Origin of the sequence: Methanobrevibacter gottschalkii DSM 11977 (assembly GCF_003814835.1) — an archaeon.
Taxonomy (GTDB): Archaea; Methanobacteriota; Methanobacteria; order Methanobacteriales; family Methanobacteriaceae; genus Methanocatella; species Methanocatella gottschalkii.
Genome location: NZ_RKRG01000004.1, coordinates 16657 through 36855, shown reverse-complemented (window position 1 = coordinate 36855; position 20199 = coordinate 16657). Strand labels below are relative to the sequence as shown.

At 30.2% G+C, this 20199-nt stretch carries 24 protein-coding genes; 11 read left to right on the top strand and 13 right to left on the bottom strand.

Going from position 1 to position 20199, the window contains the following annotated elements:
* The first annotated feature begins 140 nt into the window (after nucleotides 1–140).
* The 3 genes from EDC42_RS08520 (at nucleotide 141) to EDC42_RS08510 (ending at nucleotide 2260) form a co-directional block, all read left to right on the top strand.
* Nucleotides 141–884, top strand: a complete 744-nt coding sequence (locus EDC42_RS08520; RefSeq protein ID WP_069574827.1) for an RraA family protein — start codon at nucleotides 141–143, stop codon at nucleotides 882–884.
* 96 nt (nucleotides 885–980) lie between these two features.
* The gene (locus EDC42_RS08515) at nucleotides 981–1283 is read left to right on the top strand and encodes a Gar1/Naf1 family protein (RefSeq protein WP_069574826.1); all 303 of its coding nucleotides are present in this window, start codon (nucleotides 981–983) and stop codon (nucleotides 1281–1283) included.
* On the top strand, nucleotides 1250–2260 hold the full coding sequence (locus EDC42_RS08510) for a transcription initiation factor IIB (protein ID WP_369815345.1): 1011 nt from the start codon (nucleotides 1250–1252) through the stop codon (nucleotides 2258–2260). The genes EDC42_RS08515 and EDC42_RS08510 overlap by 34 nt, the downstream gene beginning before the upstream one ends.
* A gap of 213 nt (nucleotides 2261–2473) precedes the next feature.
* Here EDC42_RS08510 and EDC42_RS08505 read toward each other — a convergent pair whose 3' ends face one another.
* Nucleotides 2474–2734: a winged helix-turn-helix domain-containing protein gene (locus EDC42_RS08505; RefSeq protein WP_069574824.1), complete on the bottom strand. Its 261-nt coding sequence runs from the start codon at nucleotides 2732–2734 to the stop codon at nucleotides 2474–2476.
* A 711-nt stretch (nucleotides 2735–3445) separates the two neighbouring features.
* Between EDC42_RS08505 and EDC42_RS08500 the strand changes: the two genes are divergently transcribed.
* A complete protein-coding gene (locus EDC42_RS08500; protein ID WP_069574823.1) occupies nucleotides 3446–4522 on the top strand; it encodes an NAD(P)-dependent alcohol dehydrogenase in 1077 nt (358 codons plus the stop codon).
* A 353-nt stretch (nucleotides 4523–4875) separates the two neighbouring features.
* Nucleotides 4876–5172, top strand: a complete 297-nt coding sequence (locus EDC42_RS08490; RefSeq protein ID WP_069574822.1) for a putative quinol monooxygenase — start codon at nucleotides 4876–4878, stop codon at nucleotides 5170–5172.
* Between the two features lie 150 nt (nucleotides 5173–5322).
* Here the strand turns inward: EDC42_RS08490 and EDC42_RS08485 are convergent, their stop codons facing one another.
* From EDC42_RS08485 to EDC42_RS08475, 3 genes are all read right to left on the bottom strand, one after another.
* Entirely contained in the window at nucleotides 5323–6774 is a 1452-nt protein-coding gene (locus tag EDC42_RS08485) for a hypothetical protein (protein WP_123833454.1), read from the bottom strand.
* Between the two features lie 179 nt (nucleotides 6775–6953).
* Complete coding sequence (locus EDC42_RS08480) at nucleotides 6954–8849, bottom strand: MJ1255/VC2487 family glycosyltransferase (protein WP_069574820.1); 1896 nt, start codon at nucleotides 8847–8849, stop codon at nucleotides 6954–6956.
* Between the two features lie 289 nt (nucleotides 8850–9138).
* Nucleotides 9139–10026 carry a DMT family transporter gene (locus EDC42_RS08475; RefSeq protein ID WP_069574834.1) on the bottom strand — a complete coding sequence of 296 codons (888 nt, stop codon included), beginning with the start codon at nucleotides 10024–10026 and terminating at the stop codon, nucleotides 9139–9141.
* 95 nt (nucleotides 10027–10121) lie between these two features.
* On the opposite strand from EDC42_RS08475, the gene EDC42_RS08470 reads away from it, so the two are divergent.
* From EDC42_RS08470 to EDC42_RS09760, 3 genes are read left to right on the top strand one after another with little or no spacing between them, the layout of a single operon-like run.
* Entirely contained in the window at nucleotides 10122–11153 is a 1032-nt protein-coding gene (locus tag EDC42_RS08470; RefSeq protein ID WP_069574819.1) for a YeiH family protein, read from the top strand.
* Nucleotides 11154–11211: 58 nt separating this feature from the next.
* A complete protein-coding gene (locus EDC42_RS09765; protein ID WP_158005587.1) occupies nucleotides 11212–11628 on the top strand; it encodes a nitroreductase family protein in 417 nt (138 codons plus the stop codon).
* A gap of 11 nt (nucleotides 11629–11639) precedes the next feature.
* Nucleotides 11640–11855 (top strand): nitroreductase family protein, encoded by a 216-nt coding sequence (locus tag EDC42_RS09760; RefSeq protein ID WP_342773157.1) that lies wholly within the window; start codon nucleotides 11640–11642, stop codon nucleotides 11853–11855.
* Here EDC42_RS09760 and EDC42_RS08455 read toward each other — a convergent pair.
* On the bottom strand, nucleotides 11846–12904 hold the full coding sequence (locus tag EDC42_RS08455; RefSeq protein ID WP_233144884.1) for a hypothetical protein: 1059 nt from the start codon (nucleotides 12902–12904) through the stop codon (nucleotides 11846–11848). The two genes, EDC42_RS09760 and EDC42_RS08455, sit on opposite strands and share 10 nt — an antisense overlap.
* A gap of 41 nt (nucleotides 12905–12945) precedes the next feature.
* On the opposite strand from EDC42_RS08455, the gene EDC42_RS08450 reads away from it, so the two are divergent.
* The gene (locus tag EDC42_RS08450; RefSeq protein WP_069574818.1) at nucleotides 12946–13755 is read left to right on the top strand and encodes a sulfite exporter TauE/SafE family protein; all 810 of its coding nucleotides are present in this window, start codon (nucleotides 12946–12948) and stop codon (nucleotides 13753–13755) included.
* Between the two features lie 9 nt (nucleotides 13756–13764).
* Nucleotides 13765–14124 (top strand): tetratricopeptide repeat protein, encoded by a 360-nt coding sequence (locus tag EDC42_RS08445; protein WP_069574817.1) that lies wholly within the window; start codon nucleotides 13765–13767, stop codon nucleotides 14122–14124.
* Between the two features lie 30 nt (nucleotides 14125–14154).
* Here EDC42_RS08445 and EDC42_RS08440 read toward each other — a convergent pair whose 3' ends face one another.
* The 6 genes from EDC42_RS08440 to pyrH are packed head-to-tail and all read right to left on the bottom strand — an operon-like array spanning nucleotide 14155 to nucleotide 17230.
* Nucleotides 14155–14358: a DUF4870 domain-containing protein gene (locus EDC42_RS08440; protein WP_069574816.1), complete on the bottom strand. Its 204-nt coding sequence runs from the start codon at nucleotides 14356–14358 to the stop codon at nucleotides 14155–14157.
* Between the two features lie 11 nt (nucleotides 14359–14369).
* Nucleotides 14370–15218, bottom strand: a complete 849-nt coding sequence (locus tag EDC42_RS08435) for a hypothetical protein (protein ID WP_069574815.1) — start codon at nucleotides 15216–15218, stop codon at nucleotides 14370–14372.
* A 1-nt stretch (nucleotide 15219) separates the two neighbouring features.
* Complete coding sequence (locus tag EDC42_RS08430) at nucleotides 15220–15543, bottom strand: heavy metal-binding domain-containing protein (RefSeq protein ID WP_069574814.1); 324 nt, start codon at nucleotides 15541–15543, stop codon at nucleotides 15220–15222.
* 8 nt (nucleotides 15544–15551) lie between these two features.
* Nucleotides 15552–15743 (bottom strand): DUF2116 family Zn-ribbon domain-containing protein, encoded by a 192-nt coding sequence (locus EDC42_RS08425; protein WP_069574813.1) that lies wholly within the window; start codon nucleotides 15741–15743, stop codon nucleotides 15552–15554.
* A gap of 12 nt (nucleotides 15744–15755) precedes the next feature.
* Complete coding sequence (locus EDC42_RS08420; RefSeq protein ID WP_069574812.1) at nucleotides 15756–16544, bottom strand: TatD family hydrolase; 789 nt, start codon at nucleotides 16542–16544, stop codon at nucleotides 15756–15758.
* 8 nt (nucleotides 16545–16552) lie between these two features.
* Nucleotides 16553–17230: a UMP kinase gene (gene pyrH, locus EDC42_RS08415; protein ID WP_069574811.1), complete on the bottom strand. Its 678-nt coding sequence runs from the start codon at nucleotides 17228–17230 to the stop codon at nucleotides 16553–16555.
* Nucleotides 17231–17540: 310 nt separating this feature from the next.
* Between pyrH and EDC42_RS08410 the strand changes: the two genes are divergently transcribed.
* Nucleotides 17541–18233, top strand: a complete 693-nt coding sequence (locus EDC42_RS08410) for a nitroreductase family protein (RefSeq protein WP_069574810.1) — start codon at nucleotides 17541–17543, stop codon at nucleotides 18231–18233.
* Between the two features lie 21 nt (nucleotides 18234–18254).
* On the opposite strand, the gene EDC42_RS08405 is transcribed toward EDC42_RS08410, so the two are convergent.
* The gene (locus tag EDC42_RS08405; RefSeq protein WP_069574809.1) at nucleotides 18255–18938 is read right to left on the bottom strand and encodes an MIP family channel protein; all 684 of its coding nucleotides are present in this window, start codon (nucleotides 18936–18938) and stop codon (nucleotides 18255–18257) included.
* Between the two features lie 10 nt (nucleotides 18939–18948).
* Nucleotides 18949–20097, bottom strand: a complete 1149-nt coding sequence (locus EDC42_RS08400; RefSeq protein WP_069574808.1) for an adhesin — start codon at nucleotides 20095–20097, stop codon at nucleotides 18949–18951.
* Nucleotides 20098–20199 lie beyond the last annotated feature (102 nt).

The window sequence follows — 20199 nt, the reverse complement described above, 5'->3', positions numbered from 1 at the left end:
TTAATAATAATGATATGTAAATTAACTCTGATTGAGTATATAATAATTATAAGTATTTCTTAAAAATACTACAATTATTATTTATTAGTAAAACTAATATATAAATTGTATTATATTAAAGTGAAAAGATTGGTGAGGTTATGTCAATTAGTCCAAAGGATTTATTAAATAAAAATAAAAATTTGAACAAACGATTAGATATTAGTGAAATTTGTTTAGATAATGTTACAATTAATGATTTAAAATTTAATGGGGATAACTATGATGAATATATTAATCTCCATTCTCTTTTAGAAAATATATCGACATGCCAGGTTTCAGATGCATTTAACGGGATTTCAAGACAATCCGGTGTAATTCAAAAGATAAAACCAATTAATAATCGAAGAGTATTCGGCAGAATATTTACAGCAGAAACTACTAGTGGGGACTGGGGAACTTCTGCAATGGCAATTGATGAGGCTGATGAGGGAGACATATTATTCTTTAAAGTTGACAGTGAGGAGATGGCAATTTGGGGTGAGCTTGCTTCAACTTGTGCTCGTGATAATGGAATTAAAGCTACCGTAATTTACGGTTCAGCACGTGATTTGGATGCATTGTTGTATATGGATTATCCAGTATTTGCATCAAATTACTGTCCTAATGCAGGGTTGGCTCTAGGTTTAGGTAGCTTAAACGAATCATTGGATATAGAAGGATTTAAAGTTAATCCTGGAGATTTTTTAATTGGAGATGAATGTGGTATTGTTGTAATTCCTCAAGAATTGTTTGTAAAAACAATGTTTGCTTCTTTAGATATTAAAATTAAAGAATCCCTCATCATTGATAAAATTGCATTGGGAAATACATTATCGCAGATTGTGGGTCTTGGAAAAAAATAGTAAAACATTTAAATATATTCAATGTTTATATATAAATATATCGATAACTTTATATATTACTTCTTTATTATATATAACTGATACAGATTTGATTTTATGAAATTATTAGGCAAAAGTTTGCATATAGCAAATTCAGGAAAATTAATTGCTCGAACAACCAAGACACCTTCACCGGGAGCTATAGTGTTTGATAGTAATAAGAAAAAAATTGGTAAAGTAGGCTATGTTTTTGGACCTACTGCGAATCCCTATGTATCAATTAGATTATTTAGACAAGCAAATAGGGAAGAAATTGAGAGAAACTGTGGTGAAAAATTATTTGTATCAAAACCAAAATCCAAAAAGACTAGAAAAAGGAGGATGAGATCACGCCAAAAGAAACCACAAAACAAAAAATAGATGAGATTCCAAGAAGAGGAAGACGTGGAAGAAGAGCACAAATGGCTAAAGCACAGGAAGAAGAACTTAAAGAACCAACAGTATGTCCTGAATGCGGATCAACTGAATTAATAGGGGACTATGAAAGAGCAGAAGTTGTATGTTCTCGTTGCGGATTAGTTATTGATGAAAATCTTGTGGATATGGGTCCTGAATGGAGGGCATTTGACCATGAACAAAGAGACAAACGTACAAGAGTGGGTGCTCCAATTACATACACCATTCACGATAAAGGTTTAAGTACCATGATTGATTGGAGAAATAAAGACATCTATGGTCGTGATATTCCTGCAAGAAACAGGGCACAATGGTACAGATTAAGAAAATGGCAAAGGAAAATTAGAATTTCCGGAGCAACCGAAAGAAACTTAGCATTTGCATTAAGTGAACTTGATCGTGATTCCTCAAGATTGGGGCTTCCAAGAAGTGTAAGGGAAGCTGCAAGTGTAGTGTACAGAAGTGCAGTAGATAACAAATTAATCAGAGGAAGAAGTATTGAAGGAGTAGTAGCAGCATCATTATACGCTGCATGTAGACGTTGTAATGTTCCACGTACTTTAGATGAAATTGCCGAAGTATCCAGAGTAACTAAAAAAGAAGTGGGCCGTACATACAGATTCTTGACTCGTGAATTAAACATTAAATTACCACCAACTTCTCCAGTTGATTATGTTCCTAGATTCGCATCAGAACTTGGACTTTCTGGTGAAGCACAGTCCAAAGCTATTGAAATTATTGAAAAAGCAATGGAAAAAGGATTAACTTCAGGAAGAGGGCCGACAGGTGTAGCGGCTGCAGCATTATACATTGCATCTGTTTTGCTTGGAGATAGAAAAACCCAAAGAGATGTAGCTGAAATCGCCGGTGTTACTGAAGTAACTATCAGAAACAGGTATAAAGAACTCACAGAACAGTTAGAAATGGGTGTTACTTTATAAACACCTTTTTTTACTTTTTTTATTAGTTTTATATTTTAGTTAATTTTAAGCATGGCATAATATTACAATGGATGAATTATGGCAAATTCAGACTTGTAACTATTTCCGGTTAAATTAGCTTTCACATTTTGTATAATTCTTTTCATGATTCATGTATTCTAATTGAAAAGATTCTTCTTCAAATATATTATATTTAATAAATTATAAGTGTAATTAGTCTAATTTATCAACTATTTCTTCTCCAACATCTGTTAACCTGTATAAACGTCCTTTTCTTGCTTCTTCATTAATACATTCAGCTATTCCACTTTCTTTTAATTCACGAAGGACTTTTGAAATATGATTTGGAAGTATTCCTGCTTCTTTTGCAATATTGGTTGGTGTTTTTACATCATCTTTAAGAGCTTTCATTGTTTTCACACGGTAAGAACTGATATTTACATATGCAAATTTTTTTAATGTTTCGTCATCCATAATGTTTTCCCCTGAAATTCCTTATCATTGTTTAATAACTTGTAGGTACTATATAAAATTAATGTAACTTTTAGGGTATTATTGTGTTATATCTGCATAATTTAATTGAATTTTTTTGACTTTTGTAATAAATAATATTAATTATTTCGGGGATGTTTTTGAAACAAAAAGTTATTTTTTATATTATTGGCTGTCGACGAAAATTAGTTTTAGTCATGAAAGCTTTTCTTTATTTTACAATTGAAGTTTTGAATATTTCAATTAAAAAGATTAAATGCAGACAGGATTAATGGAAATATTTTAAAGTGAATTCTATAAAATACTGGATTTAAAAACATTATATGGAAATTTTGTTAATGAATATTTATGTACAAATTTTTAGTAAAATATTATCATTTGTATTTATTGTGGAATATTTGATATTTACAATATTTAATTAATTGGATTTTATCTTGTTTTTATATTTTTAATTGAACATTATATATTTATTTTTATTATTTTTAAAAATAATTTAAGTTTTTAGGTTTTATAAAATAATATGGAAACATATTTATATATATATAATGAATAAAGTTAGTATTATCGATGTGTTGATTTAAATGGGTTGAATAATGCAATGGTTTTTGTAATTGTTTGATATTTTTTTTTACATTCAGGCATATTAAACAAAACCTATTTAAAGATATGCGTTGAATAAAATTAGGTGATATTATGGCAACTTTCAAAGGTTTTGCAATGAAAAAATTAAATGAAACTGGTTGGGTTGAAAAAGAAGTTCCTGAATGTGGGCCACTCGATGCTATTATTAAACCTACATGTGTATCTCCATGCACTTCAGATATTCATACTGTATGGGAAGGAGCAATTGGAGATCGTAAGGACATGATTTTAGGTCATGAAGCAGTAGGTGAGGTAGTTGAAGTTGGTAAATTGGTACAAAACTTTAAACCGGGTGATAAAGTAATTGTGCCGGCAATCACTCCAGATTGGGATGATGAAGCTGCACAAAGAGGTTTCCCTTCACAAACCATGGAACCATTAGGTGGATGGAAATTCTCAAACTTTAAAGATGGTGTTTTTGGTGAAAGATTCCATGTAAATTTAGCAGATGCAAACTTAGCACATATGCCAGATGGGTTGTCAGATGAAGGAGCATGCATGTTAGTGGACATGTGGTCTACTGGTATGATGGGTTCTGAAAATGCTGATATTCCGTTAGGTGGAAGTGTACTTGTCATAGGAATTGGAGCTGTAGGACTTTCAGCTATTGCGGGTGCAAAGTTATTAGGTGCTGGAAGACTATTTGCAGCAGGAACAAGACCAATTTCTGTAAAAGTAGCAAAAAAGTATGGTGCAACTGATATAATTAATTATAAGGAAGGGCCAATTGATGAACAAGTAATGGAATTAACCGATGGTGCAGGAGTCGATTCTGTAGTTATTGCCGGAGGTAATCTTGAAAACACATGGAAAGAAGCAATTTCAAGTGCAAAAGCAGGAGGAACTGTTTCTAATGTAAATTATTTGAGTGGAGCAGACAATGTTTTAATACCTCGTGTTGAATGGGGTTGTGGTATGTCTAACATAAACATTAAAAATGGATTATGTCCTGGTGGTCGTGTTAGAATGGAAAGACTAGCCGATCTTGCTTTATGTGGTAGACAAGACCCAGAACTTTTGGTCACTCACAAATTTGAAGGTTTGGATAAAATTGAAGACGCACTTTATTTAATGAAAGAAAAACCAAAAGATTTAATCAAGCCTGTTGTAATGCTTGATTTGGATTAAATATTTTGAAAAGGTAAATAATCAAATTATTTACCTTCTTTTTTTTATTAAATGGTGAATATGGAAGTAGATATTATAGGAGGAACTTATTCGCAAGGATTATGAATTGTTAAATGTTTAGCAATTGAAGGTGTAGATATAATGTCTTGTAAAAAAGAAGTGATGAAAATAGTTTAAAAGATTAAAAATTATAATGTTTTGATGTGAGAAATGGCAAATAAATATTGTTTTGTTCTTGAAAAAGAATGAATAATTGAAAAATAAATAATTCCTCTTTTAATCGGATTAAATATTAAATATAAATCTCATTATGGGGTAGAATAACTGGTATAAATTTTTAAGAGGGTAATAGAATGATTATTGTTCAAGCTAAAGCTATTCCTAAAGATGAAACAAGTAAAAATAGAATAATTGAATTTGCTCAAGATTTGATTAAAAAATCGAAAGAAGAATCTGGTAATATTGATTATAATTTATTTGTTAATACAGATGATAATACATTATTATTTGTTGAACAATGGGATTCTGTAGAAATTCTCAAAAATCACTTGAAAACAGAACATTTTATAAAATTTGGTGAAAACATATCAGATTTAGTTGTAAGTGATTTAGAAATTAATGTATTTGATGCAAATTCAATATCTTTATAAGATATTTTAAAAAAGGAGGTATCGATATCTCCTATTTTATTTTTTATATTTTCTTTTTATAAGAATTACTATTTTTTTTAATTTTAATTTAATTTTTGAGTTTGACAAATGTTTTATTATTTCAAAAGAGAAAAAGCGCAGGAAAAACATCTATCGGACAATAATGGTGGATTTTTTAGTTAATGCATTGTAATATTTACTACCAGCATATCCAGTTGTAGCAGTAAATTTACCTTTATATAATAGTTTGGTAATTTTAAATGTTGCAATTCCTTTATAATTGGTTGTTGCATAATAATATCTATGATTGACATTTAATGTAATTTTTTTATTTTTCATAATTTTTCCTTGTTTGGTTTTTAAGGTTATGCTGTATTTTTTGATTTTAGTTGATTTTTTGAATGTTTTTGAATTTGCAGTTATTTTTGGTGTTGACTTTTTAATAGTAATTTTAACTGTTTTTGATGATGCGTAGTAATTGGAATCTTCTGCAAACTTTGACTTAATAGTGTATTTTTTAATAACAAAACCGTTTCGTGTATCAATTTTAATTTGACCATATTTGTTGGTAATTTTTGTAGCATATTTTTTACCATTAATAAAAACACTTACCTTAACACCACTCACAACTTTGTTTTTAATATTTTTTAAGGTTATAACTACATAATCACCATAATGGGCAGTAGTTGTAGGCTTTATATAAATAGTTGTCTTAGTTTTTTTGAGGGAGCTTCTGTATGCATCATGTCCTGATTTTGCTGCATTGTTTTTAAAGAAGCAGTATTCACCGGCACCTCCATACATTCCTCCGCCATGATTTACTGCATAATTATCACTGAAATTACAGTAGTGGGCTGAACCTTTATAAAGTGCTCCACCATTATTCTTTGCGGAATTCTTATTAAAATTACATTGAACAGCAAATCCTCCATATAATGCTCCACCATTCTCTTTTGCAAAATTATTGGTGAACTTACATTTTGTTGCAGAGTTTTCAAAGAGTGCTCCGCCAGTCACTGCGGAGTTGTCAGTAAATATGCAGTTTGTTGCATAACCTTTATACATTGCTCCACCTCTACCATTTAATACGTAATTGTTAATAAAATTACAGTTATTGGCGTTACTTAGATGTATTGCTCCACCATCTTTTACTGCAGTATTATTAAGGAAATTGCAGTTTTCTGCATTACAAACTCCATAAATTGCTCCGCCATTGGTGCTTGCCTTACCGTTAATGAAGTTAATGTTCTTAAAAACTGCCGTACAATCTTCTTTTATAATAAAAATACGGGCAAGATAATTTCCATCAAGTGTATGACCTTTACCATCAATAGTTATATTCTTGGTAATGGGAACTCCATTAGCAAATTCGGAATCTGTCTCATTATCATATCTATAATCATGCTCTAAATCAATACTGGTGTATGGAGTTATTGCTTCATTTAACTGAGTAAATGTTCTTGGAGCATCCATTGGTATATTGCTTGTGCTGTTTAACCCATCGGCTCCAATAATGTCACTTTCAGTATTGTCAGCAGCACTTACAGTTGAAATTGCCAATAAACCTAATAGTACTGTAATCAGTATTAATTTTTTGCTCAACAAAATTCCTCTCCAAAATAACTTTTATAATTTAGTTATATTTATTATAATATATCTATTTTTTTAAGATTGGGAATAGTATTATTCAAATTTCATTTAATTTAAAATTCATATTTGATTTTGACTGTTTGGATATATAACACTGTAAATTGTTATTTTAATCCTTGTCTGATGGCAAGTTACTGTTTTGAATATTTTTCAATTCTATATTTTAATTCACGCACAATTCCATCATTGTTTGTTTTTTTAACTTTATCAAGTCTTTTTTGATATTTTGAAAGTCTTGATAAGAATTTTTTAACTTTAGAAGCATTCATAACTTCATGGTATTCTCCGTAACCTAATTTTTGAACATAATATCCATTTAATGTTTGTTCGAAGTTTCCAATAGCGGGAACAGAATAAATTGGTTTTTTAAGATGTATTGCTTCTGATATGAATGTAAATCCTCCATTACAAATAACCGCTTTAGATGATGCCAAATCATCGTAGAAAACATCTTCATTAAACTCTTTATAAGTTAAATTGCCATCTATTTCATTTTTATTAAATCCATAAACAATGAACTTTTCATTATTAAGAGATTTTAACTTACGAACAAGTTTTCCACTTTCTTTACTTGTTTGATAAACAATTACATGGTCACCTTTACTAGGCTTTAAATTTAAAATATCTTCACGTATAATTGGAGGGTAGATTATAGCATTCTTTTTAGGTTTTAATTTAGGATAAAAAAAGCTTGTAAGGATATGTACTTTTGGTTTAACAACATATGTTTTAATTACTCCTTTTGCTTTAACCATTTCAACATATTTGTCTTTTGGATAATCGATTTTAGTTTGAGTAATCATATGGATGTTATCTAAACTAATTAATGGAATATTTAGAAGTTTAGAAACCATTGTTGCATAAATTTCAAAATCTGTTACAATAACATCTGGTCTAAGTTCTCTTGCTTTTTTATATAAAGTTTCATATCCTGTTTTTATATTGCCGGGATTTCTTTTCAGAGCATTTGAAAGGGTTTTTAAATTATTTACTTTATTGTTAATGTATACTGTGTTAAATCCTCCAATTTTATAAACATTATTGAATTTGGATTTTAAATATTCGTAAGCTCTGTCACTTGAAAATAAGTAAACATCATATTCATCTTTAATTTTATCAACGATTACTCCAGTTCTTATTGCATGACCCATTCCTTCGCCACAAACACAGTAAAAGACTATTTTTTTATCTCTTTCAGTTTTAGTGTTTAGAAGGGATCTTGCTTTGTTGACTTTTTCTTTTGATTCATCATAAGTCTCTTTAATTACGTTAATTTTTTCTGCACTTTTTTCAATTCCTGACATTTTTGATTCAGCAATTCTATCATGTCCATGGTCAAATTTATAATTTAACTCATTAGCATCAGTTCTTTTTCCTAAAAAGTCATTTACAGTGCTTTTACCGTACTGTCTGATTAATGTTGTAATTCCTTCTTCTTCAAGTCGCCTTGTTGAAACACCAATTTTAGCTTTTCTTAATACTCTAAAACGTTCTTTTTTTGCTAATCGTTCAATATAATCAGTATCTTCTCCAAAAGTTAGGGATTCATCAAATCCATTACACTCTTCGTGCAATTTTCTTTTGGAGATTATTCCATAGCATCCTGCACCATGAGGTTTAATGTTTTCAACACTAACCATGAAGAAATTTGCAAAATCATGGAATAGTTTATCTTCAACTTTGTTTGAAAGTGGTTCCATGCGGGTAATTGCTATTCCAAGTCTCTCCATTTTAAATTCATATACAACATCTCTTAGATACTCATCTGTTAATTTTAAATCTGAGTCAAGAAAAAGTAAAATATCTCCTTTTGCAACATTAGCACCATTATTTCTACCTATTGCAGGTAAGCCTCCATCTACTATTATACAACCATATTCTTGTGCTATGTTTCGGGTATTGTCAGTTGAATTTGCATCAGCTACTATAATTTCATAATCCTCAAAGCTTTGTTTTTTAATGCTCTCTAGGAGAATTGGGAGGTATTTTTCTTCATTGTAGGTAGGTATAATAATGCTTAAAATCATATGTTAAGGTTTATTTTCTAAATTAATAAGTTTTTTTAAAAATGGATTTTTTAGCCTTTAAGTATTAACTCATTATGTTATTTTTCTGAAGGTTTAAAGGATTTCTAAAAGAGATTTTTTTTACTTTTTTAATTTAAACCATCTATGGTTCGTATGTATGAGTATTGACAAAAGTATATTTGCTGTTTATTTAATGTTGTCATGGGTATGTTTTCTTTTTTTGTTTTATCTTATTTTAAACTCGCCGGTTGAAGTCATTATTAATATTTATCAGTTTTGGCATGTTTTTTTATTTGATTTCTTCTTTTCTACTTAACGCCATCATTGCAATGATAGTCAATATAAATCCGCAAAACATCAGAAATGTTGGAATTTCTGAGTAGAATATTAATCCAAATATAAGTGCTGCAAACGGTTCTGCTCCAGATAATAATATTGAAGCTATTCCTGAATCTATATGCTCTAAACTCACAGTTGAGAAAATATATGGAAGGGCAAATGAAAATGTTGAGTGCATTATTAAGAATATTATAACTAAAATGGGATTAATTGAAATGAAATTTGTGATTTGTCCAAAGTTTGTAAATGGAAGCAATCCCATTGAAATAATTGTAATTGAATAAATAAGTATTGTAAATGTGTGTTTTCCATTTTCAATTGATTTTTTAGAAGCCATTAAATAAATCGCCCAGAATAATCCCGCACCAATACCTGCAGTGATTCCGTAAAATGGAATGTTGCTTAAACTAGTTTCCAAAACACCAGTCATTAGAATACAACCAAATATGGCTAATGCCATACAAATTATTTTTTTTCTTGTAATTTTTTCTTTAAATGTAAAATAAGCAATTATAATGACATAAATTGGTGCAAGTGATAATAAAACTGCAGCTAATGAAAGGGGAATATTTCCCATTGATTCGTTGTAGCACAAATTAAGTCCTACAATACATATTCCACAAACTAAAAATAATGAAATGTCTATTAAATCTATTTTTAACAAACTTTTATCAGTTACTAAAATTGCTATCATTATGGGGATTATTGCTATTGAAAACCTTAAAAAAAGAAGCGTTGTTGAATCAATTCCATTTACCATTAATGTTCGAACAAATACTCCACCGGATCCAAACATTATTCCGGCTAGGATGGGTAAAATAAAATAGATTTTTTTCATAGACTTTAATTGAATTTGGGTATATAAAATTTTATCTAAAAAGTAAACTTTTTTATACGATTGTTTATATAAAAGTAATTTTAATTGGTGATTATATGTTAAATTCAATTTTTAAATATTCTTATGGTGTAATAGTTTGTTTAATCATCGCTATTCCATCCTTAATTTTGGGGAATTTATTTCCAGTTATTGGCGGTCCAATTATTGCGATTATCTTAGGAATGTTGATTGCTTTTGCATGGCATGAAAAAGAAAGTTTTGATGAAGGAATAAGTTTTACATCTAAATATGTCTTACAAACAGCAGTTGTTCTTTTAGGATTTGGATTAAACTTGAATATAATTTTAAAAACTGGAATTCAATCTCTTCCAATTATTATTGCAACAATTTCCGTCGCTTTAATTGTTGCATTTATTATGCAAAAAATTCTAAATATCGAGGAAAAATCAGCAATACTAATCGGTGTTGGTTCATCGATTTGCGGGGGTTCAGCTATTGCTGCAACAGCACCTGTAATTAATGCAGATGAAGAACAAGTTGCACAGTCAATTTCTGTAATATTCTTCTTCAATGTTCTTGCTGCAATTATTTTCCCATTTTTAGGAAAAATAATTGGTTTTTCAACAGTTGATGGGGGACCATTTGGTCTATTTGCAGGAACTGCAATTAATGACACTTCATCTGTAACTGCAGCCGCTGCTACCTGGGATAATATGTGGGGACTTGGAAGTCAAACTCTTGATAAAGCAAGTACTGTTAAATTAACACGTACATTAGCAATTATTCCAATCACTTTAGCATTATCAGTTTTCACTTCAAAAAAATCAGAGTATGTTGGTGGGGAATTTTCACTTAAAAAAGCATTTCCAATGTTTATTTTATATTTTGTAATTGCTTCCGTTATCACGACTCTTGCAGTAAGCTTAGGTGTGGATGCAAATGTATTTTTACCATTTAAAGAATTAAGTAAATTCTTTATCATATTGGCTATGGCTGCTATTGGATTACATACTGATATTGTAAAATTAGTTAAATCCGGAACAAAACCAATAATTCTTGGAGCTACCTGTTGGATTGCTATTATTATTGTAAGTATTTCAATTCAGTTTACTTTAGGGATAATTTAATTATTCCATGTTCTATTTTTTTAGTTATATTTATATCTTATATTATCATACTATAATCATGAGTTTTAAAGATTTAATGGAAAAGAGATATTCTGCTCGGGATTTTAAAGAAGATTCAATTCCAGATGAAGATTTATGTGAAATTGTAAAGACTGCTAGTATGTCACCATCATGGGGTAATACACAACCCTGGAATGTTCATATTGCAACTGGAAAGTCTTTAGATAAAATCCGTGAAGCTTGGATTAGTAAAAATGCTGATGAAATACCTGGTGATTCTGATCTGCCAACTGGTCACAGAGAAGATTTTGGAATGCGTGCTTTAAAAAACATGGCAAATCTTGTAGAAACTATCGGTGAAAATCCTGAAATCCAAAAGGAGTTTAGGGCTGCTCAACCAATACTTTTCAATGCACCTGCGTTGCATATATTACAATGCCAAAGACATCTCCAATGTGGTCGGTTTATGATTTAGGTGCTTTTTCAATGAGTTTAATGCTTGCTGCAAGTGAAAAAGACATTGATTCAATTCCAGCTTATGAACTTGTTAAATATCCGGAAATTTTACGTGAAAATATGCAGATTTCTGATGATGAGAGTATCATTGCAGGAATTGCATTAGGCTATGCATCTGACAGTAAACTCAATGATTTTAGGGCAGAAAAGTTAGATGTGGATGAAATATTAAAAATCTATAAATAGGAATATGCATTCCAAGAAACTGTGTAGTACTTGCAGGAATTATTTAATGGTACTTTTAAATCATTAATTAATTCCATTTCATTATAATTGGAATCTACATGATATGTTTCATTGCTTATTTTTTCTATTGGAATGTCTCCAAAATCAACATTATCTGTCATGTTGACTATTTCTACTGTATAATAATCGGGTTCTGCACCAGCAAAAGCTACAGTAAATCTTAAAGCTATAACAATAAGAATTATTAGGATTGGTAAAAATCTATTGAATAAATATTTTGCTTCACTTAAACCAATATTTCTATATGATGGTTGGATATTTTCATTAGCCTTTAATAATTTTTTATCTTTTATGATTTTTCCTAAATGTAAGTTTAAGTAATATCCATTTCTATAAACAATCCATAATCCTAAAAGACCTACAAGGGAGGGTGTGGCCCAAAGACCTCCATCAAATGATCCGATAAGAAGACAACTTGAAAAAAAAGCAATTAAAAAGTTTGTAAACCATGGTCTTTTTTGATTTGCTAAAATAAGTGTGATAAATAAAATTGGAATGATTAAAACCACTAAAAAACTAATATCTGGGACATATGCATATAGTCCAACACCTGTATTGATGTTGCTTTGAATGAATGGTCCAATTATTTTAGTTAAAACTTCACCTAAAATGGACTTTAACAAATGAGTATGTAAAATACTTGTAGAACTCATCGTGCTGGACATAGAACAAAACACAGTGTTAAGTTTGATTCCCATTTGTAGTCTAAATACAACTTCCAGAAGATTTCCAAATACAAGTAAAACAAATCCGATAACAATTGATATTTTCAAATATCGGGTAGCATCGATTTTTCTGGGTATTACTTGTGATAAAATTAGAAGCAATCCTAAAAGACCAAAAAATATAATGTCTTTTCCTTTCGATGATCCCATTAAAAATAAATGAGTTACCGGTCTTATAAGGGGATTTAAGAGGTCAGATACAAATATGAATGCTCCAATCAATAAGAATAAAAATCCAACTAAGATAGTTTTATTAACTTTCATTAACAATAATTTAATATTTAATACTTTAAATAAGTGATGTTATGTTTACAATCGAATATTTTGTAGGTTTGATTTTAATTGGTATATTTGCAGGTTTCGCATCAGGACTTCTAGGTGTTGGTGGAGGATTTTTAATAACTCCTCTTCAATTTTTCTTATTAAAGTATATTGGTGTTGCACCAGATCTTGCTATACTAATATCTTTTGGAACAAGCCTTGCAATCATTATTCCAACATCACTTAGTGGTGCTTATAGACACACAAAATCAATGGATAATATTTTAAAACCAGGAATTCGTTTAGGTATTTTTGGAGTAATTGGTGGTTTTGTAGGGGGTTTCGTTGCATCAGCACTTCCTTCAAGAACATTAGAAATTATATTTGGTCTTTTATTATTATTCATAGCTTTTAACAATATTGTTAATATTAATAAAGAAAGAGAAAAAGCTAGAATTCCATTTAATTGGACAAGTATTGGACTCATTGGTTTGCTTGTTGGATTTTCATCTGGACTTTTAGGAGTCGGTGGAGGAATATTTTTAATAGCTATTTTAACAGCACTTCTTGGATTTTCAATGATTGAAGCAATTGGAACCTCTTCAATATTTATTAGTCTAACAGCAATCGGGGGATTTTTATCTTACATGATTACTGGTTGGGGAGTAAGCACATTTCCATATTCAATAGGTTATGTAAATATCATTAACTTAGTTTTAATTGCATGTTTTTCTGTACCTATGGCGTCATTTGGTGCAAAAATGGCACATAGGGTTCCTCAAAAGAAGTTAAAAATAATATTCTCAATAGTAATTTTGTACATGGCATTGAAAATGTTAGGAGTATTACCTTAAGGTGGTTTGATGAAGGAAAATAGAAAAATTGGAGAAAATTTTGATGTTAATGATGCAGAAGATATTTTTGATAAGTTAAGGAATGTAAAAGGGAAAACAAAGCCTAAAGGTGAAAGTAAATTTAAGAATATATCTTATCTTATGAATGAAGCTCAGTACTTGGAAAAAAATGGCCAACTTGGTGAAGCTGTTGAGTTATACAAACAGATTATTTTTATTCTACCAGATTCTATAAAAGCTTATGAGGCAATAGCCAATATTTATCAAAAGCAAGGAGACATTGATTCTGAAAAAGAGATTTTAAAAAAAGCTATTAGTAACTGTAAGGAAAATGATGAGTTTAAAAAAAGATTAAATGAAATAACTTGAAATTTATTTCATTCAACTAACTATTTTTTGCTAGAATCCGCCTATTAATAATTTGGCTATTAAAGTTGCAACAAAAATCACGATTGAGAAATAAATAATCAATCTGCCATGTTTTCGATATGTTGGTTCTTCTTTTTTAAAGAAAAACAATATTGCTCCATATACTAATCCAACAATAGGGATTAACAATGCTACAATATATCCAATTATTGATACAATCATTTTTTTATCCATATTTTTCACCTTTAATTTATATATACTCCCATTCCCATTGCACTTATCTGGTAACTTTCACCACCAAATCCAATTTTAATGTATTGAATATCTAAATCAATAATGCCATTACCACCAGCAGCTTTTATTTTATCAGTTAAACCAATTAAACATTTGTCTTTTCCTGATTTTAATATTGTCAATGTGTGATTTTCCCTTTCTTTGGGATTTAAATCCAATAGGTCAGGTTCTTTTTCTAAAATCACTGTAGACTGAAACTGACCTAAATTAATAACATGTTTATCGGGAACATCAGTACTGGTCATAAAAATAACTCCAAGGCTATTAATTTCTTGATTATTTCTGAGTTCATCATAATATTCAATAGCTTTAGGTTTGACTTCAAATGGCTTTTTAAGAATGTATTTGTATATTATATGTTTTATTTTAAGATAAATTCTTGTAAGTGTTTTTTTAACAAATCTTAAAATGTAAAAGATAGCTCCAATTATAATAACAAGTAATATGTAATTGATTAATGTAGGGAATGCTGCCTGTAAGATTACTGCGGTTGCTCCGAATGTGATAAAATTTGCACCAAGTGTAGGATTTACTAGAATAAAACTATAAAATGTTGTACCTGCAAAAAGAATAAATGCGCTTATAGCACCGGTATCACTACTCAGCATTCTTTCTGCAAGCATTGTTTCAGCATATCCTGCAAGCAATGGTGCAAAAATCAATCCTAAATTCCAGCCTAAAATTGCTATATTCAAGTATAAGAATAATACATAGACTGCAGTTCCAACAAAAGTGCCGAAAATTATGCATATGAGTCTTTCTTGTAAATTTTCAGGTTTTTCCGGTACTTTAAATTTCATGTTATTCACATTTCACAGCAGTACCATAAGCAGTTACAAGAATTGTATTTCCCATAGTGCCGCCGAGATTATCGTAAGATATTTTAAGTCCAATTATAGCATTTGCACCTAAATTTTCAGCTTTCTCTTCCATACTTTTAAAAGCAATATCTCTTGCTTTTTTTAATTCTTCTTCATATTTGGATGTTCTTCCACCTACAACATCACGAACACCCGAGAATAAGTCTTTATAGATATTTGATCCGATGAGTGATTCACCAGTAACTAATCCTTTATATTCAACTATTTGTTTATTAACGAGTGTATTTGAAGAGGTTAAAATCATTTATATCCCTATTTCATAAAGGTCATAATTGCCCATATTATTAAGAATATTGCAATTATTATGTACAATATAATTCTAGTTCTTTTAGTCTGTGCTAATCTTGCATCCCAGACTTTTTGACAATCTGGTGAGCATACAAGTTCATTTAATGGAATTGGAGTTCCACATATCGGACAATGTTTGTGAGGTTCTACTGCCATTTTTTCATCTCCTTATATTTTAAAAAATTCTTTAGTATTTCTGCTAACTTGCTCTCCAAGCTCTTCAGCATCTATTCCCATGCAAAGTGCAATTGTTTCGAGGATATGAGGTAAATATTTTGGTTCATTTCTATTTTTTTTAGGTTTAAATTCGAAATTTTTTGGTATTAAAAAGGGTGCATCTGTTTCAATCATTAATTTTTCAGGAGGAATTGCACTTACTGCTTCTTGAAGATTTCTTCCTCTTTTCATATCGCAAATCCATCCGGTAACACCAATAAAACAACCTAAATCAATATAATTTTGTGCTTCTTGTTTTGTTCCAGTAAAACAATGCACTACTGATTTTTCAATAACATTATCATGTCTTTTTAATATGTTGTATAAATCTTCATGTGCTTCTCTTTCATGTAAGAATAATGGCATATTTATCCTTTCAGCCACTTCAATTTGAGCTTCAAACCATTTTCTTTGCAAATCTTGTGGGGAGAAGTTTCTGTTATAATCAAGACCGCATTCTCCAATAGCCACAACACAATCATTTTTAGCTATTTTTTCAAGTTCGAACATTGTGTGTCCATTGCATGTTTTAGCATCATGTGGATGGACACCTGAAGTTGAAAACAAAGTTCCGGGGTATTTTGAAGCATATTCAGCTGCCATCTGGCTTGAATGAACATTAGTTCCTGTGATAATGAATTGGTTAACACCTACTTTTTTTGCTTCCTCAATAAGTTCAACTCTGTCTTTTTTAAATGAAGAATGCATTAAATTCAGGCCAATATCAACAAGATTATCCACTAAATCACCTATTCGTTAATAATTTTTGTTCCTACAGTTTCTCCGTTGACTGCTTTAATTAAGTTTTCTGGTTTAAAACCGTTTGTAATAACAGTTTCCAAATCAGATCTTTTAATCATCTGAACAGCAGTAGTGTCGAAGAATTCATAAGTTCCAGCTTTAACATCTTTATCACTTAAAAAGTTAAGCAATTCAGTTGCGGTAATTTCAGAAACAAGCTCTGCATCATCAAATTTATTGGGATCTTTTGTATACATTCCATCAACAGAAGTTAAGTTGATGAGTTTATCTGCTTGAATGTATTCTGCTAAAATTGCAGATACTGCATCAGTACTGTGTGCAGGTTCAGTTCCTCCCATTACTATTATTTTTCCAGTAGCTGAGAATTCTAAAGCTTCTTGGAAATTGTGAGGTACTCTTTGATATGCCGCATCACCAAGGGCTGAAAGCATTAATTTAGCATTGATTCTTGTTACTTCAATTCCAATGTCATCACATTGTGCTTCACCGGCACCTAAATCACGAACTACATTAATATATTCTCTAGCAGGTTTTCCACCACCTACTACAACGAATAATTCATGTTCAGTAGATAAATCTTTTAAAATAGCACTATATTCCTGAAATTTTTTACAATCATATTCTTTAAGTAAAATTGATCCTCCAATTGCGATTACAATTTTCATATATTCACCTTATCTATATGGTATCTTTTAGATATTATTTAAATTTTAATAAATATTGACTTGATTAGAATAAGACTATCTTCTTGCAGTTATTGAAATGATAAATGATATTCATTAAATTTTTCAAATCATGTATAACTGTAATGTATTGGAATACTCGAATGAAAGTTTTGCATATTGGGCAGGTTTAAATGTCTGCTAAGATTTCAGATGTGATTGGCGGATGTACTCAGATCAGTAAATGATGTGATGGGATAGCGGATTTTAGTTTCATAAATTTTAATAATGATAATTTAAAGATTTGTTGATAATGAATTTTCAAGAACAAATTTACATTAGAAAATCTTGCCGTAAATATATGGATGATGCTATTGACATGGATTTGATTCATGATTTTATGGAATCGGTTAAGCTATTAAATAGCGAAATTAATTATAATTATGAAATTCTAACCCATGAGGAAGTTAATGTTCGTAACCGTTGGTCTGCTCCTTACTATTTAGCTATTTACTCCGAGAAAAAAGAAAATTATTTAACAAATATAGGTTTTATTTTCCAACAACTTTGCCTATATCTTCAAAGCATAAGTATTGGAACTTGTTGGGTTGGAATGGATGTTCCAAAGAATAAATCTTCTGATTTTGTAATTGCAATAGCTTTTGGTAAGTCTGATGAGATGACAAGGGATTTATCTAAATTCAGAAGAAAAGAATTATCTAAAATCTGTGATTATGAAGATGAAAAACTAATTCCTGCACAGCTTGCTCCATCAGCTATTAACTCACAGCCATGGTATTTTAAACATACAAATGAGGGTTTTGATGTTTATCAGGTAAAACAGAATATATTGAAACGTCAAGTTCTTAAAAAATGGAATCCAATTGATATGGGAATTGCTTTAGCCCATATGTATGTGTCTAATGAAAAAAGATTTGAATTTGAAATTAAAGCTAATTTTGATAGTATTGAAGGTCATACTTATATTGGAAGTATTAAAATTTAAAAAAAGAAAAAATAAGAGGAATTATTCATCCTCTGAGGTTAATCCTTTAAATAAGGTACCTGCAATAATTGCACCAATAATCGGTGCTAAAATAAATACCCAAACTTGTTCGAGTGCTTGTCCACCGAGGAATAGTGCAGGTGCTATACTACGTGCTGGGTTAACAGAAGTTCCAGTCAATGGAATTCCCATAATATGTACAAATGCAAGAGTTAAACCAATAACTATGCCTGCAACCGCACCATTTTCTGCTTTTTTAGTAACTCCAAGAACTGTAAATACAAATACAAAGGTCAGAATTATCTCAACAATTATTGCTCCAAAAACATTTAAACCTACACTGGATGCAGATCCAAATCCATTTTGACCAAGTCCTGTGGCTTCATAACCTCCAAGAACTGGTGCAGAGTTAATAATAATAGCTAAAAGACCAATTCCAATAATTGCACCAATACATTGGAATACGATGTACATAACTAAATCTTTTGTTTCTAATCTTCCATCAATCCACATACCAATTGAAACAGCAGGGTTGATGTGACATCCTGAGATGTCTCCAATAACGTAGGCCATAGCAACAATTGATAAACCAAATGCTAATGCAATACCAACTGTACCTAACATGGAACCTGCAATAGCAGCACTTCCACAACCGAATAATACAAGAACCATTGTTCCTATTAATTCTGATATATATCTTTTCATAATAATTCCTCTATTTTCTTTTAAATCTTTTAATTCTTTTCATAAGCATATATGCTAGGAATAACACAACAAATATTAATACAAATGGTAATATATGTAATAATATTGAATCGTTTACTTTATCAAAGTGATACTCACTTTCAAAGCCCATATGATTTGCATCAGTATGATTTTGAACTATTTTAGCAAAATTATATGTTAAATCATAATAGCTTATATGGGCTCCTTCATATTCAATCGAATCTGGTGCTTTTCCATTCGCATCCATATAATTTTTAACTATTCCTGCCATTTTGAAATAATCATAAACACTGTAAGTGTCTTTGGTTAAAAATGAAATTCCTAATGGGTTGTCTGGTTTTTTATAGTCTTTAGGAATGTCAATTCCATCACCATTGAGATAAGTACTGGTCTGATAAAGTAATTGTGGTGTTGAATAGGAACCATATGGTCCATTCATTTCTTTATCTCCACTTTCAACAAGCATTTTACTTGCATCAGCCATTCCTTTTGGGGATATTTTATTTTTTACTATTAAATTATCACTTAATTCTTTTGTTGAACTGTTGTCATAGTTATTAACAATATTGACTATTTTCTCAGCTATTTCATGGTTCATTTTATCATCATATTTATCTAAAAGACCATTATTATCAATATTGTCCGGATAGTCTTTAGCAAGTTGGATATATTGTATTCCTGCATTGTTAAGAAGTGTTCCGGGGTCACGCACTCCTGCAAGTGATTCATTTGAATAATTGTCATCCCATGCTCTTCTCAAAAAATTAGAATGGTTATCTAAGTCAAAATCACCAGTGTTTATAAAGATAATTTGTTTGTTTCCAGCAGTTGCTGCAGATGCAAGTTGTATGTAGTTTCCAGCATCTGATGCTGCTATGTCAATACTCACATCACTTGTTACACTTATTGATCGCCAACCTTCTCCAGGTCCTGGAGCTTCGTTATCGACGATTACTTGAATTTCACCGTTACTTATCTCTTCAACATAATTCTTAATTGAATTTAGCATATTTGTATCAGTTTTTTCATCTATTAAATTATCTGATGTAATGAATGCAGTTTTTGATGCACACACTCCTTGCACAATTGGTGCAGCTATTAACAGAATCATTAATATTATCGCTATTTGTTTTTTCATTATTCCAATCCCTATGTTAACTAATAGTTATTTATCAACTTTATCCATAAAATATTTTGTTAAGATAACTTTAAAATATTTCTTTTTAAATCTAATATTTTT

What these genes read in the sequence shown, in the direction of transcription:
- EDC42_RS08520 (WP_069574827.1), top strand. Translation starts at nt 141, where the DNA reads ATGTCAATTAGTCCAAAGGATTTATTAAATAAAAATAAAAATTTGAAC.
- EDC42_RS08515 (WP_069574826.1), top strand. Translation starts at nt 981, where the DNA reads ATGAAATTATTAGGCAAAAGTTTGCATATAGCAAATTCAGGAAAATTA.
- EDC42_RS08505 (WP_069574824.1), bottom strand. Translation starts at nt 2,734, where the DNA reads ATGGATGACGAAACATTAAAAAAATTTGCATATGTAAATATCAGTTCT.
- EDC42_RS08500 (WP_069574823.1), top strand. Translation starts at nt 3,446, where the DNA reads ATGGCAACTTTCAAAGGTTTTGCAATGAAAAAATTAAATGAAACTGGT.
- EDC42_RS08490 (WP_069574822.1), top strand. Translation starts at nt 4,876, where the DNA reads ATGATTATTGTTCAAGCTAAAGCTATTCCTAAAGATGAAACAAGTAAA.
- EDC42_RS08480 (WP_069574820.1), bottom strand. Translation starts at nt 8,849, where the DNA reads ATGATTTTAAGCATTATTATACCTACCTACAATGAAGAAAAATACCTC.
- EDC42_RS08475 (WP_069574834.1), bottom strand. Translation starts at nt 10,026, where the DNA reads ATGAAAAAAATCTATTTTATTTTACCCATCCTAGCCGGAATAATGTTT.
- EDC42_RS08470 (WP_069574819.1), top strand. Translation starts at nt 10,122, where the DNA reads ATGTTAAATTCAATTTTTAAATATTCTTATGGTGTAATAGTTTGTTTA.
- EDC42_RS09765 (WP_158005587.1), top strand. Translation starts at nt 11,212, where the DNA reads ATGAGTTTTAAAGATTTAATGGAAAAGAGATATTCTGCTCGGGATTTT.
- EDC42_RS09760 (WP_342773157.1), top strand. Translation starts at nt 11,640, where the DNA reads ATGAGTTTAATGCTTGCTGCAAGTGAAAAAGACATTGATTCAATTCCA.
- EDC42_RS08455 (WP_233144884.1), bottom strand. Translation starts at nt 12,904, where the DNA reads ATGAAAGTTAATAAAACTATCTTAGTTGGATTTTTATTCTTATTGATT.
- EDC42_RS08450 (WP_069574818.1), top strand. Translation starts at nt 12,946, where the DNA reads ATGTTTACAATCGAATATTTTGTAGGTTTGATTTTAATTGGTATATTT.
- EDC42_RS08445 (WP_069574817.1), top strand. Translation starts at nt 13,765, where the DNA reads ATGAAGGAAAATAGAAAAATTGGAGAAAATTTTGATGTTAATGATGCA.
- EDC42_RS08440 (WP_069574816.1), bottom strand. Translation starts at nt 14,358, where the DNA reads ATGGATAAAAAAATGATTGTATCAATAATTGGATATATTGTAGCATTG.
- EDC42_RS08435 (WP_069574815.1), bottom strand. Translation starts at nt 15,218, where the DNA reads ATGAAATTTAAAGTACCGGAAAAACCTGAAAATTTACAAGAAAGACTC.
- EDC42_RS08430 (WP_069574814.1), bottom strand. Translation starts at nt 15,543, where the DNA reads ATGATTTTAACCTCTTCAAATACACTCGTTAATAAACAAATAGTTGAA.
- EDC42_RS08425 (WP_069574813.1), bottom strand. Translation starts at nt 15,743, where the DNA reads ATGGCAGTAGAACCTCACAAACATTGTCCGATATGTGGAACTCCAATT.
- pyrH (WP_069574811.1), bottom strand. Translation starts at nt 17,230, where the DNA reads ATGAAAATTGTAATCGCAATTGGAGGATCAATTTTACTTAAAGAATAT.
- EDC42_RS08410 (WP_069574810.1), top strand. Translation starts at nt 17,541, where the DNA reads ATGAATTTTCAAGAACAAATTTACATTAGAAAATCTTGCCGTAAATAT.
- EDC42_RS08405 (WP_069574809.1), bottom strand. Translation starts at nt 18,938, where the DNA reads ATGAAAAGATATATATCAGAATTAATAGGAACAATGGTTCTTGTATTA.
- EDC42_RS08400 (WP_069574808.1), bottom strand. Translation starts at nt 20,097, where the DNA reads ATGAAAAAACAAATAGCGATAATATTAATGATTCTGTTAATAGCTGCA.